The 12,545-nt window shown below is 75.0% G+C and carries 14 protein-coding genes; 9 read left to right on the forward strand and 5 right to left on the reverse strand.

Translation table 11 applies throughout. The features are described from left to right. Nucleotides 1-74: 74 nt before the first annotated feature. The 3 genes from ACCP09_RS02180 to ACCP09_RS02190 form a co-directional block, all read right to left on the reverse strand. Complete coding sequence (locus ACCP09_RS02180; protein WP_433742799.1) at nt 75-1,517, reverse strand: AAA family ATPase; 1,443 nt, start codon at nt 1,515-1,517, stop codon at nt 75-77. Between the two features lie 137 nt (nt 1,518-1,654). Beyond that, on the reverse strand, nt 1,655-2,026 hold the full coding sequence (locus tag ACCP09_RS02185; RefSeq protein ID WP_433742801.1) for an STAS domain-containing protein: 372 nt from the start codon (nt 2,024-2,026) through the stop codon (nt 1,655-1,657). A gap of 57 nt (nt 2,027-2,083) precedes the next feature. Then, nucleotides 2,084-2,509, reverse strand: a complete 426-nt coding sequence (locus ACCP09_RS02190) for a CBS domain-containing protein (RefSeq protein ID WP_378366165.1) — start codon at nt 2,507-2,509, stop codon at nt 2,084-2,086. Between the two features lie 128 nt (nt 2,510-2,637). On the opposite strand from ACCP09_RS02190, the gene ACCP09_RS02195 reads away from it, so the two are divergent. From ACCP09_RS02195 to ppk2, 7 genes are all read left to right on the forward strand, one after another. After that, nucleotides 2,638-3,201: an Rv1733c family protein gene (locus tag ACCP09_RS02195; RefSeq protein WP_231961009.1), complete on the forward strand. Its 564-nt coding sequence runs from the start codon at nt 2,638-2,640 to the stop codon at nt 3,199-3,201. A 12-nt stretch (nt 3,202-3,213) separates the two neighbouring features. After that, complete coding sequence (locus ACCP09_RS02200; protein WP_123687408.1) at nt 3,214-3,645, forward strand: hypothetical protein; 432 nt, start codon at nt 3,214-3,216, stop codon at nt 3,643-3,645. Continuing rightward, the gene (locus ACCP09_RS02205; RefSeq protein ID WP_027930315.1) at nt 3,635-4,411 is read left to right on the forward strand and encodes a universal stress protein; all 777 of its coding nucleotides are present in this window, start codon (nt 3,635-3,637) and stop codon (nt 4,409-4,411) included. The genes ACCP09_RS02200 and ACCP09_RS02205 overlap by 11 nt, the downstream gene beginning before the upstream one ends. Before the next feature lie 81 nt (nt 4,412-4,492). After that, complete coding sequence (locus ACCP09_RS02210; protein ID WP_433742804.1) at nt 4,493-5,008, forward strand: flavodoxin domain-containing protein; 516 nt, start codon at nt 4,493-4,495, stop codon at nt 5,006-5,008. Then, nucleotides 4,989-5,969, forward strand: a complete 981-nt coding sequence (locus ACCP09_RS02215) for an Acg family FMN-binding oxidoreductase (protein WP_433742806.1) — start codon at nt 4,989-4,991, stop codon at nt 5,967-5,969. The genes ACCP09_RS02210 and ACCP09_RS02215 overlap by 20 nt, the downstream gene beginning before the upstream one ends. Nucleotides 5,970-6,018: 49 nt before the next feature. Next, nucleotides 6,019-6,813: a universal stress protein gene (locus ACCP09_RS02220; RefSeq protein ID WP_433742808.1), complete on the forward strand. Its 795-nt coding sequence runs from the start codon at nt 6,019-6,021 to the stop codon at nt 6,811-6,813. Next, nucleotides 6,810-7,592, forward strand: coding sequence for a polyphosphate kinase 2 (gene ppk2 / locus ACCP09_RS02225; RefSeq protein ID WP_378332112.1), 783 nt, complete (start codon nt 6,810-6,812; stop codon nt 7,590-7,592). Before ACCP09_RS02220 ends, ppk2 begins: the two co-directional genes overlap by 4 nt. 7 nt (nt 7,593-7,599) lie before the next feature. Here ppk2 and ACCP09_RS02230 read toward each other — a convergent pair whose 3' ends face one another. Continuing rightward, nucleotides 7,600-8,046: a universal stress protein gene (locus ACCP09_RS02230; RefSeq protein WP_123687410.1), complete on the reverse strand. Its 447-nt coding sequence runs from the start codon at nt 8,044-8,046 to the stop codon at nt 7,600-7,602. 374 nt (nt 8,047-8,420) lie between these two features. Between ACCP09_RS02230 and ACCP09_RS02235 the strand changes: the two genes are divergently transcribed. After that, nucleotides 8,421-9,827 carry a DUF4389 domain-containing protein gene (locus ACCP09_RS02235; protein WP_433742811.1) on the forward strand — a complete coding sequence of 469 codons (1,407 nt, stop codon included), beginning with the start codon at nt 8,421-8,423 and terminating at the stop codon, nt 9,825-9,827. Between the two features lie 6 nt (nt 9,828-9,833). Next, nucleotides 9,834-11,210 (forward strand): wax ester/triacylglycerol synthase family O-acyltransferase, encoded by a 1,377-nt coding sequence (locus ACCP09_RS02240; RefSeq protein ID WP_433742813.1) that lies wholly within the window; start codon nt 9,834-9,836, stop codon nt 11,208-11,210. Between the two features lie 175 nt (nt 11,211-11,385). Here ACCP09_RS02240 and ACCP09_RS02245 read toward each other — a convergent pair whose 3' ends face one another. Next, nucleotides 11,386-12,378 (reverse strand): Acg family FMN-binding oxidoreductase, encoded by a 993-nt coding sequence (locus tag ACCP09_RS02245; protein ID WP_433742815.1) that lies wholly within the window; start codon nt 12,376-12,378, stop codon nt 11,386-11,388. Between the last annotated feature and the right edge of the window lie 167 nt (nt 12,379-12,545).

Consider the following 12,545-nt stretch of genomic DNA (forward strand, 5'->3'; position numbering starts at 1 on the left):
TGCCCGGGGTGAAGCTGAAATCGCGGGCTGCCGGCCCGCCCGCCACCTGCGCCGCGCCGGCCGAGGTGGGTGTTTCAGTCCAGGTAGGCCAGCGCCTGCGCGAGCGAGTCCTCGGTGGTGCCGGCCGTCAGCACGGTGTGCGCCTCCGGCCAGGGGTGCACGTCGGTGGCCATGTGCTGCAGGATTTCCGGCGTCGCGTCCGAGAGCGAGCCGGTCCGGGTGGCCAGCCGGTGGGCGGTGACCGTTTCCGGCGCCCAGCAGCGGAGCTGCGCCAGCGGGCTGCCCGCGCGCTCGGCGGCCTTCGCCGCGGCGAGCCGGTGATGCGCCTCCGACCAGGAGGCGTCCAGCACGACGGTCTCGCCGAGCGCGAGCAGTTCGCCGGCGCGGTGCAGCATCTCGTCGTAGGTCAGTCTCGTCGTTTCCGGACCGTAGAGGCCTTCGCGGTAGCCCGCGGCCGCGCTGTCCTCCGGAGTGATGCCGGCCAGCTCCTTGCGGATGCGGTCGCTGCGCAGCACCGCGGCGCCCAGCCGGTCGGCGACCGCTCCGGCCAGGGTCGACTTGCCGGACGCGGGCAACCCGCCGACGAGGATCATCCGCGGCCGTCCGAGCCGCAGGTGGCTCAGCGCGATGTCGGCGTAGGCGCGGGCGAGTCCGGCGGCGCTGTCGTCGCCCTGGGCGAACCGCAGGCAGGCGACCTTGACGCGCACGAACGCGCGGTAGGCGGTGTAGTGGTGGCGCAGCGCCGGGGGAGCGGGGTCGCCGGAGAACTCGGCGTAGTCGTCGAGGAGCTGCCCGGCGAGCCCGGCCGCGCCGAGGCGTTCGAGGTCCATGGCGAGGAAGGCGACGTCGTCGAGGCCGTCGACCCAGCGCAGCCGGTCGTCGAACTCCAGGCAGTCCAGCACGCGCGGACCGTCGTCGAGGCAGAAGATGTCGTCGGCGAGGAGGTCGCCGTGACCGTCCACAACGCGCCCCTCGCTCAGCCGCCGCTCGAACAACGCGTCCCGCCCGTCGAGGAACTCGCGGGTCAGCCACTCGATCTCGCCGGCGGTCTCCTGGTGCAGCACGACGCCGTGGAACGGGCGGACCTGCGCGAAGCTGTCCTCCCAGCGCCGCCGGATCGCCTCCCGCGAGCCCTGCTCGCTGATGCGCGGCCCGCGTTCGGCGGCGGCGTGGAAGCGCGCCACCGTCCGGGCGAGCACGCGAACCGTGTGTTCCAGCGGCGCCCCGGCGCGGACCAGGGTCGACAGCCTGCGGTCCTCGGGCATGCGGCGCATCACCACCAGGTGCTCGCACACCCGGTGGTCCGGGCCGTGCAGGTCGGCCACGCCGAGGTACACGTCGGGCGACAGGCGCCGGTTGAGCTCGACCTCCCGGTGGCACAACCGTTCCCGCGTGGCGCGGTCGGTGAAGTCGAGGAACCCGAGGTCCACCGGCTTCTTGAGCTTGTAGGCGCGGTCACCCACGAGGAACACCGCCCCGATGTGGGTCTCGCGGACGTCGATCCCGGTCTCCGGCATGCCTCCAGGCTCGCCGCCGCTGATCGGCGGCGGGAAGGGCAGGAAGTCCCAAGCCGAGCGGCTCGAAGTCCCTTGCACCGCGGGGCGGTCGTGCCCTGACCAGCGTCCTCAGTGGACGAAGGGCGCGAGCAGGACCGTCAGCAGCGCAGCGCGGCGGCCAGCGTGGGGCGGACGTCGAGCACCTCGGTGAGCCCGGTGATCTCCATCGGCCGCAGCACGCGCTGGTCGGAGGCGACCACCCGGACGCGCGTGGCGCCGCCGCAGCGCTGCTGCAACCCGACCAGCACCCGCATCTCGGCGGAGCCGAAGTACGCCACACCGGTCAGGTCGACGACCAGCACCGGCGGCAGCCGTTCGGCCGACTCGGTCAGGGCCTGCTCCAGGTGCGTGGCGCTGTCCAGGTCGACGTCGCCCGCGACCCGCACCACGAGCTCGCGGTCCAGGACGTCGACGCCGACGCGCAGCTGGTCGCGCCCCGGCCCGCCCCCGGGAGCACCTTGCTCAGCCATCACCGCACCAGTCTGGCAAACGGCACGCGGGCAGCACCAGTGCGCCGGCGCCGGTTTTCACCGCACGGCCCGTGCGTTCAGCAGGTGCGTCAGCAGGTCGCGCCAGCTGACGATGCCGACCACCTTGCCGTGGTCGACCACGGGCAGGCAGCGCTGGTGCGAATCGACCAGACCGGTCGCCACCTCCGCGACGTCCGCGTCGGCAGGCACGGCCAGCGCCGCGACCCGCATCACCGACCCGACCGTGATCGCGTCGACGCCGAGCATGACACCGCCGTCCGGTCCGGTCCGGCCCCGCAGCTCCGGGGCGTACCGGGCGGCGGCGAGGTCGCCCTCGGTGACCAGGCCGACGAGTTCGCCTGCCGCGGTCAGCACCGGCAGCGTGGTGTAGCCGCGGTCGAGCATCAGCGCGGCCGCCTCCTCCAGCGTCGCCCCGGTGGTGACGCCGACGACCGGCGAGCTCATCAGTTCCCGTATCCGCATGCCCCGATCCTCGGCCGGCCGCGGCGGCGCGGGAAGGGACGTAGGGCCGCGACAGCGGAGACCAACGGCCCTTCGCCGCGCGCCCGCCGGTGACGACCCTGGTGGTCAGGCGACACGAGGAGGATCCGGTGGAGACTTGGCGACCGCCGCGCCTGCGCGGCAACCCGCTGACGCGGGATTCCGATCGCCGCGAACGGCTGGCGCTGCTCGTGGCCGTCACGGTCGTGGTGCTCACGGCACCGTTCGCGGCCCTGCTGGGCGACCGCGTGCACCAGTGGCAGGAGCGGCTGGCGGTGAGCCAGCAGGACACCCGCACCGCGGTGACCGCGACGCTGCTCGCCGACGCGCCCCCGCCTGCGGGTTACCCGGAGAGCGGCACCGCCCGCGTCGAGGCGGAATGGCCGCTTCCCGGCGGCGGCACCGCCACCGGCGAGGTCACCGCCCAGCGTGGCGCGGTCGCCGGCGACGCGGCGCCCATCTGGATCGACGAGAACGGCGCACCCGCGGCGCCCCCGGTGACCGCGGAGACCGCGGTCGTGAACGGGGTGACCACCGGCGCGCTGAGCTGGGCGGCCGTGATGGGCCTGTGCGGCCTCGGTTTCTGGCTCTACCGCCGGATGCTCGACCGGCGCAGGCGGGACGACTGGTCCGACGCGTGGGACCGGTTCGACAGCAGGCACACGCCGTTCTGAGGAAGGGGAGGCATGGACAGGCTCGGGGACCGGCTGGGGTGGCGCCGCGACGAGCGCCTGGCGCGGCGCAGGCCGTGGCTGGCGTCGCTGACCGCGCTGATCGCCGTATCCGCGTGGGTGGGGGCGGTGGGCCTCGTGATCGGCGCCGTCGACCTCGGCGACACCGTGACCGCGCGGCTTCCCTTCCACAGCACGGTGTTCGCCGGGATCAGCCTCGGCCTGGTCATCGCCGTGCCGATGACCGTGGTCACCTGGTTCGCCGCGCGGCGGGACCCGCGCACGAGCCCGGCCGCCGTCGTCGCGGGGACGGTGCTGATCGGGTGGATCGCCGTCGAGGTCGGCATCGTCCGGACGTTCCACGTCCTGCAGCCGGTGTGCGTGCTGGCCGGGCTGGTGGTGCTGGTGGCCGGGCTGCGGGACTTCGGGCGCGTGCGTGAGCGGTGAGGTCGTCGCGGGCGTCAGCACCTCGCCCGCGTCGTGGTGCGCCGCGCGGTGGGCCGCGGACCTGGCGGCGAGCCGCCACCTCCCGCTGCGCCTCGTGCACGCCGGCGACGCGGACCTGGACGTGCGACTGGCCGACGGCACCGCGCTCCCGGTGGAGCGGCTTCCCGGACCACCGGCCGACACGCTGCTCGCGTTGTCCGCGGCCGCCGCGTTCCTGGTGCTCGGACCCTCGGCGCGGGCCCGCACGGCCGACCGGCACCTGCGGTCGCCGGCGCTGGCACTCGCCACCCGCAGTGCCTGCCCGGTGGTCGTGGTGCGGGGCCGTGCGGCGCCGTCCGGCCCGGTGGTCGCCGGGGTCGACGGGTCCGGGGCGGCCGACCGGGCGATCGCGGTGGCGTTCCAGGAGGCCGCGCACCGGGGCGTGCCGCTCATCGCGCTGCACACCCGCAGCGACGCGGAGTACGTGACCGCCCCGGGGGACCGGCTTCGCCTGGAGTGGGAGCGCGCCGCGGGCGACGAGCACCGCACGATCGCCGAGCGGCTGGCCGGCTGGCAGGAGCGGTACCCCGACGTGGTCCTGCACCGGATCGTGCGGCGGGACCGGCCGCGGCACCACCTCCTGGAGCTCAGCCGGCGGGCGCAGCTGGTGGTGGTGGGCAGCCGGGGCCGCGGCGGGGTGGGCGGCCTGGTGCTCGGTTCGACCGGGCGGGCGCTGGCGCAGCGGGCGGGCTGCCCGGTCGTCGTCGTGCCGCCCGGCGGGTCCTGAGGTCCCCGCTTTCGAGGACCTTCGCACCTGTCCGGACGCACCGGTCCGGTCGCAGGGTTGGGGAACCGGAAGGAGGAGGCCATGCGAGCACTGGTCGTCTACGAGTCGATGTTCGGCAGCACCGAGGAGGTCGCGCGGTCCGTCGCGAAAGGACTGTCCGGCCGGATGCACGTGGACGTGATCAACGTCGACGACGCCCCCGACGAGGTGACGGGTGTCGACCTGGTCGTGGCGGGCGGCCCGACCCACCTGCACGGGCTCACCGGCAAGCGGTCCCGCGACGCGGCCGCGCAGCAGGCGGGGGAGCAGCCCCTGCACTCGCACAAGCGCGGGCTGCGGGAGTGGCTGGAGGGACTGGCCACCGCGTCGCCGGGGACGCAGGCCGTCACCTTCGACACGCGGATCGAAAAACCGGCGTGGCTCACCGGATCCGCCGCCCGCGCGGCGGCGAAGCGCCTGCGCCGCAAGGGTTACCGGGTGAGCGCGGCCCCGGAGAGCTTCTTCGTGACCGGCAAGGAGGCCGGTGACCTGCACCCGGGCGAGCTCGAGCGCGCCCGCATGTGGGGGGAGTCCCTCGGTGACCGCGCCGATGGCTGACGGGTTCGCCCGCGCGCTGGCCGCCGCGGTGAAAGCGCCTTCGCCGCACAACACGCAGCCGTGGCGGTTCGAGGTCCGCGGGTCCCGCATCGACGTCCTGCTCGATCCCGAGCGGGTGCTCCCGGTGAGCGATCCCGGCGCGCGGCAGGCCAGGCTCGCCTGCGGCGCGGCCGCGTTCAACCTGGTGACCACCCTGCGCGGCGAGGGGCGCCGGGTGTCGGTGCGGTTCCTGCCCGGGCCGCGGCGGCTGGTCACCGTGGAGGTGCTGGGCAGGCATGAGCCCACCGAGGCGGAGCGCCGCCTGGCGGCCGCCGTGCACGCGCGTCACACCAACCGCAGGCCGTTCCAGGACCGGCCGGTGCCCGAGCGCGCCCGCTCGGCTCTGGTCGCCGCGGCCCGGGACGGCGGGGCGGAGCTGCACCTGCTCGACCGCGGCGCCCGGTACGACGCCGTCGCCGCGCTGGTGCGGCGCGCGGAACGCCTGCAGGAGACCGACGAGCGCTACCTCGGCGAGACCCGCCGGTGGACCGGGCGTCCCCGCGGCGAGACCTCCGGCGTGCCGGCGGCCGCGGCGGGACCGCCGGCCAGCCCGGCGCCTGCGCTGGCGCTGCGCGAGTTCGCGGGCAGCCAGGACCTGCCTGCGCGGGAGTACGAGCAGCAGCCCCTGCTCGGGGTCGTGACCACCCGCCACCCGGGGCAGGACACCAGGGCCGGGTTCGCGGTCGAGCGGGTCCTGCTCACGGCGACCGTGCACGGGCTGAGCGCCTCGTTCCTGTCCCAGCCGTTCGAGGTGCCCGGTCCGCGCGCCGAGCTGGCCGCGCTGTTCCGGCGCGAGGGCGAGCCGCACACGTTGCTGCGCCTGGGTTTCGGCTTCACCACGCCGGGCGCGCCGCGGCGGCCCGCGGACGAGGTGACCACGGTGGTCGGCGAGTCCGGAAGGGCCGAAGGGCTCCACGGGTGAGGCCGCCCGGCCCTGGCCGCCACCGGGTCCGGGACGCGAGAGTCGGAGCATGGCGCGTGAACAGAAGGCGGTGCTCGCCGGTGTCGACGGTTCGGCACGGGCACTGGACGCGGTGCGCTGGGCGGCGCGGGACGCCGCGTTGCGGAAGCGGCCGTTGCGGCTGATCCACGTCGGGGAGGACGCGGACTGCCTCGCCGCGGCCGAGGACGCGGCGGCGGTTCCGGGCGTGGAGATCCGGCGTGGGGCGCGAACCGGCCACCCCGCGCAACGCCTGATCGAGGAATCGGCCACCGCCTCGGTGGTGGTGCTCGGCTCGCACGGGCTCGGCGGGTTCCCCGGCATGCTGCTCGGGTCCGTCGCGGGCGCGCTCGCGGCGCACGCGCACTGTCCGGTCGTCGTGGTGCGCGGCGCCCCGTCGGAGGACGCTCCCGTGGTCGCCGGGATCGACGCCTCGCCGGGCGGTGACGCGGCGCTGGCGTTCGCGCTCGACGAAGCGAACCTGCGCCGCGTGCCGCTGCTCGCGGTGCACACCTGGACCGACATGACGATGGGGGAGACCTGGTCGGTGCTGCCGATCGACGCCGACTACGGCGCCGTCGCCGAGGACGAGCGCCGTCTGCTGGCCGAGCGGCTCGCCGGGTGGCGGGAGAAGTACCCGGACGTGGACGTGCGCCCGGTGGTGGTGCGTGACCGTCCGGTGCGCGGGCTGCTCACGGCAGGCCGGGACGCCCAGCTCATCGTGGTGGGCTCGCGCGGGCGCGCCGATTTCGGCGGCGTGGGGCTGGGTTCGACGAGCCAAGCGCTACTGCACCACAGCCCGTGCCCGGTGGCGGTCGTCCGGTGAGCCTGCGCAAGGACGCCTACCGGCGCGAGCTGGTTCGGCTGCAGGGCGAACTGGTGAAGATCCAGGAGTGGGTCCGCGCCGAGCGCAGGCGGCTCGTGGTGATCTTCGAGGGCCGGGACGGCGCGGGCAAGGGCAGCACCGTCAAGCGGGTCACCGAGTACCTCAACCCGCGGGTGGCGCGCATCGTCGCCCTGCCCCGGCCGGACGAGCGGGAACGCGGCGAGTGGTACTTCCAGCGCTACGTCGCGCAGCTGCCCGCCGCCGGGGAGATCGTGCTGATGGACCGCAGCTGGTACAACCGCGCCGGCGTGGAACGGGTCATGGGCTTTTGCACGACGCCGCAGTACCAGCTGTTCCTGCGGCAGTGCCCGATCTTCGAGCGGATGCTCGTCGAGGACGGCGTGCTGCTGCGCAAGTACTGGTTCTCGGTGAGCCAGGACGAACAGGAGCGCCGAATCCGCGCCCGGCTGGACGACCCGATGCGCCGGTGGAAGCTGTCCCCGGTGGACCTGGACTCGCTGACCCGGTGGGACGACTACTCGCGCGCCAAGGACGACATGCTGGTGCACACCGACATCGCGGAAGCGCCGTGGCACCTGGTGGACAGCGACGACAAGCGCGCGGCCCGGATCAACATGATCCACCACCTGGTCACCAGCATCCCGTACACGGAGGTGCCGCCGCCCGCGCTGGAGGTCCCGCCGCGGCCGCCGTCGAACTACGTGCGGCCCGCGGCGAACCCGGGCAGCCACGTCCCGGACCACGCGAGCACGCTGTGAACCCCCGCTACTGCGCGGCGTGGGCCGTCATGACGACGACCGGGCACTGGGCGTGCCGCACCACCTGGGTGGCGACGCTGCCCACCAGCAGTTCGGTCAGCGGCCGCGCGCCGTGCGAGCCGACCACGAGCAGGTCGGCGTCGGCGGAGGCCTTGTTCAGCTCGGTGGCCGGGTCGCCGCTGAGGACGACCTCCTCCACCTCCGGCGCGCCCGGTCCACGGGTCTCCTGGACCGTCGAGCTCAGCAGGCCGGCGTAGGCGCTGTCGTCCCCGACGGGGATCCGCCCGTGCGGCTGGATGGCGTAGGACGTCCCCGGCAGCAGTTCGTCGCGGACGCGCACCAGCATCGCGCGCACCCGGTCCCCCGGCCGGGCCTCCGCCAGCGCCCACCGCAGGGCGGCGCGGCTCTGCGCCGAACCGTCCACGCCAACCACGATCGTGCGGGATTCGCTCATCGGACTTCCTCTCTGTCAGCTGAAAGCGTCGCGCGCGGCAGCGCCGCTCCGGCAGGGCAGAACGGACCGGCCGGCGGGGACTTCCGGCCCTCCCTGCCGGCCGCGTGGCGGCGACCGAGGAGGACTGCGGCTCACCGGCTGCTGAGCCTCGCTGTTCCCGCCGGTCGCCTACCGAGCGGGCCGGCATTGCGTTCACGGCCGACCGGCGCACCGGCGCCCGGCGCGCGATCGCCTCCGTCGAGCGGCGGGCCTGGTCCTGACCGCCGCCCGGCGGGGCCGGAATGCCCCCGGACCCGGGACCTTCGCGCCTGGTGACCACGCCACCCCCGCGCGCAGCGTGGGCTTTCGACCGATTCTTCTGCCGGAGGTGTCCGATGGACGTCCGCATGACCTACCCGGTCCGGGTCGAGGGGAACCTCGCCACCGGGCTGTCCCGGTGGCTGTGGCTGGTGAAGTGGCTGCTGGTCATCCCGCACCTGGTGGTGCTTTCGTTCCTGTGGCTCGGTTTCTTCGTGCTCACCGTGGCCGCGTTCTTCGCGATCCTGGTGACCGGCCGCTACCCCCGCGCGATCTTCGAGTTCAACGTCGGCGTGCTGCGCTGGTCGTGGCGGGTGCAGTTCTACTCCTACAGCGCGCTCGGCACGGACGCCTACCCGCCGTTCACGCTCGCCGACGTGCCCGCCTACCCGGCGCGGCTGGAGATCGACTACCCGGAGCGGCTGTCCCGTGGGCTGGTGCTGGTGAAGTGGTGGCTGCTGGCCATCCCGCACTACATCATCGCCGCGTTGTTCGTCGGCGGCGGCACCTGGCTGCTCGGGTACACCGACGACCGCGGGTTCACCTGGGCGGCCGGCGGCCTGGTCGGCATCCTGGTGCTGGTGGCCGGGATCGTGCTGCTGTTCACCGGCCGCTACCCGAAGCCGGTCTTCGACTTCGTGCTCGGGATGGACCGCTGGGTGCTGCGGGTCGCCGCGTACGCCGCGCTCATGACCGACGCCTACCCGCCGTTCCGCCTCGACCTGGGCGCGCACGACCCGGCGGGGCCGGTCACCGAGCCGTCCTCGCCCGAGCACTGGCAGCCGGCGAACCACCGCTGGACCGGCGGCAAGATCACGTCGGTGGTCGCGGGCGCGGTGCTCGCCCTGACCGCGATGGGCCTGCTCACCGGCGGCAGCACGCTGCTGTGGGCGGACCGCGCGGAGCGGGACGCCGACGGCTACCTGTCGGCGTCGAACAGCCTCAGCGCCACCGGCTACGCCATCGCCACGGAGGACATCGAGCTGGCGGGCGAGGCCGCCGACTGGAGCGGCATCCAGCGCCTGGTCGGCGACGTGCGGGTGCGGGCGACCGCGGCCGACCCGGCGACGCCGGTGTTCATCGGCGTCGCGCCGTCCCCCGCCGCGGCGGGGTTCCTCGCGGGCGCCCAGTACGCCACGGTGACCGACTGGTCCAGCGACCGGTACGTCGTGCACCAGGGCAACCGCACCCTGCCGGCGCCGGAAGCCGCGGGCATCTGGACGGCGCAGGCGAGCGGCGGCGGAACCCAGACGGTGGTGTGGCCGATGCGCAGCGGCGACTGGACGGTCGTGGTGATGAACGCCGACGGCTCACCCGGGGTGAACGTGGTGGCCGAGATCGGCGCGACGGTGCCCGCGCTCGACGAGATCGCCTGGATCGTGATCGGGGTCGGCCTGGTGCTGCTGGCCGGCGGTGTGGCCCTGATCGCGGTGCCGGTGCACCGGGCCGCGCAGCGCCCCGTCGGCGCGCAGCCGGAGTCCTGACGCGCCATGGAGCGACTGTCCCCGCTGGATCTCGGCATGCTGTGGCCGGACGACTTCGGCTGGCCGGAGGACATCGGTGTGCTGGCCGTCCTGGACGGGAACCGGACGGCGGGGCACTTCTCCCTCGACCTGGCACGCGAGGTCGTCGCGAAGCGTCTCCCGCTGGTCCGGCGGATGCGCCAGGTCCTGCGGGTGCCGCGAACCGGGCTGGGCCCGCCGTACTGGACCGATGCGTCCACAGTGGACGTCGATGACCACGTGCGGGCAGCCGAGGTGCCCGCTCCGGGTGACGACGAGCAGCTCCTTGGCGTGGTCGAGCGGATCCGGCGGCGCCGGCTGGACCGGTCCCGTCCACTGTGGGAGATGTGGGTGCTGACCGGGCTGGCCGGCGGCCGCACCGGGCTGTTCGTCCGGCTCCACCACACGATCGCCGACGGGGTCGCCGCGGTCGCGCTGCTCGGCGCGTTCTTCGACCCTGGGCCCGAGGTGCGCGCCCTCGCGCCGCCCTGGCCGGCGGCTGAGCCGGAGCCGACGGCGCCGCAGTTGCTGGCGGACAACGCGCGGCGCCGGTGGCGGGAGGTGCGCCGGGGCGTGTCCGCGCTGACCCGCCTGCCGGAAGCCGTCGCCGCGATGCGCCAGGCGTGGCCGGCGTTCCGGGAGTTCGCCGCCGAGGGACGGGCGCCGCGGACGAGCCTGAACACGCCGATCGGGCCGGGGCGGCGGTTCGCGCTCGTCCGGGGCGACCTGCCGCTCGCGAAGCGGATCGCGGCCGCGCACGGCGCGAAGGTCAACGACGTGCTGATGGCGGCGATGTCCGGCGGGCTGCGCGAACTCCTGCGCGCCCGGGGCGAGCCGGTGGACGCGCTGGTGCTCCGCGCCTACGTGCCGGTGTCCCTGCACCAGGAGCCGCCGGACCGGCTCCGCGGCAACTTCGACGGCATGATGCTGGTGCCGTTGCCGCTCGGGGTGGCCGATCCGGTGCGGCGGCTCGAGATGATCGCCGCCGAGACCGCGAAGCGCAAGAAGCACAAGCGTTCCGCGGGCGGCGGCGCGCTCTTCCGCGTCAGCGCCTTGCAGCGCGCGGTCATGCGCCGGATGGACCGGCAGCGGTGGGCGAACGTCTACGCCGCCAACGTGCCGGGCCCGCCGGAGCCCCTTCACTTCGCGGGCGCGCGCGTGCTGGAGTTGTTCCCGATCGTGCCGCTGATCGGCAACATCACCCTCGGCCTCGGCGCGCTGTCCTACGCCGGGCAGCTGGCGATCACCGTCGTGGGCGACGCGGACGCCTGTCCGGACGTCGAGGTGTTCACCCGCGGCGCCGCGCACGCGCTGGACACGCTCGCGGGCTCCCGCGGCAGGGACTTCGGTCCGGTCGGCCGGTGACGCTCGGCCGCGTCGCGGATGGGCTGTAGGCCGGCGCCACTGCGGTTGCCCTGGTGCGCATGCCGGTCTGGGTCGCGGCGGACCCGCGGGCCCGCGCCGGGCGGCTCGACACGGGGAACCGCAGATTTCCTCACCCGCAACGGAAAGCGCGCCGGCCGCCCGCCTGGCTGGTTCCTCAGGGGGCGGACTGCGTGCTGAGCGGGGTGACGACCTCCGCCGGCGGGCGGCGCGGCGTGGCGGGTAGCGGGTCGGCGTTGACGGGCGCCCAGCCGACCCGCAGGACCATCTGCGGCATGGTGCCGCCGGTGACGCGGTCGCGCACCTGCTGCCGGGTGCCGGCGAGTTCCAGCGGTTCGGTCAGCGGACACGAGGCCAGTCCGAGGGTCGTCGCGGTCAGCAGGACCGCGCTGGTCGCCTCGCCGGCGCGCAGCCGGGACAGCGGGTCGTCCGAGGCGGTGCCCAGCACCAGCAGCACCGTCTCGTCGTCCTCGCCGGTCGCGCCGGGCGGTTGCGGGAGCCGGGGATCGGCGAACGGGCGGCCGGGCAGCGCGCCCGGGGTGGGATCGGGCACCGGGGCGTTGACCGCGGGCACGCCCTCGGTGGAGAAGTGCCTGCCGCTCCACGCGGCCAGCTCCATCCGGTACGCGGGGTCGGCCGCGTGGCGGCGCGCCGCTTCGAAGACCGCCTCAGCCAGGTGGTAGCGAGCGGAACCAGTGGCCTCGCGCAGGATGACGCCCTCGTCGGCGGCGCGCGCGGCCATGGTTTCGATGTGGCTGCCGGGCACCGGCCAGGAGCTGTGCCGCCGCCGGTCGGTGCGTCGCCGCGGAATGGCCGCGGCCAGGGCGATCTCCTCCTGCCCCGGTTCGTGGCGGTGCAGTTCGACGGCGGCCAGGTGGCGGGGCTCGGCCGGGTTGGGCAGCCGGTGCACCTCGGCGCGCCAGCCCAGCGCCGCGAAACCCACCCGCAGATGGTGCAGCGCCGCGCCGCAGCTGAGCAGCAGGTCACGGCCGTCCGGGTCGGTCTCCGGCAGCTGCCGGGCGGGGTCGGCGTAGAGGTGGACGGTCCGGTCGCCGATCCGCCACCGCCAGGGCTGGGTGTTGTGCACCGACGGCGCGCGCACGGCCAGCGCCAGTGCCGCGTCCACGGTGTGGTCGTCGGGAAATGTCATGCCTCCAGTGCAGCCGAAACCGGGGTGGTGGAGCAGGGCCGGGATGCCCGGGCGGCGGGGACCAACGGCCCTTCCTGCCGTCCCCGGCGCCGCTCGCCGTTGTCGCGAGTGGACCACCGGCCAGGTCCTCCGGGCTCGTCGACCCCGGGCGGGGAGCAACGTCACTT

The sequence above is a fragment of the Amycolatopsis sp. 3B14 genome (genome assembly GCF_050958625.1).
In the GTDB taxonomy this organism is placed as follows: Bacteria; Actinomycetota; Actinomycetes; order Mycobacteriales; family Pseudonocardiaceae; genus Amycolatopsis_E; species Amycolatopsis_E thermoflava.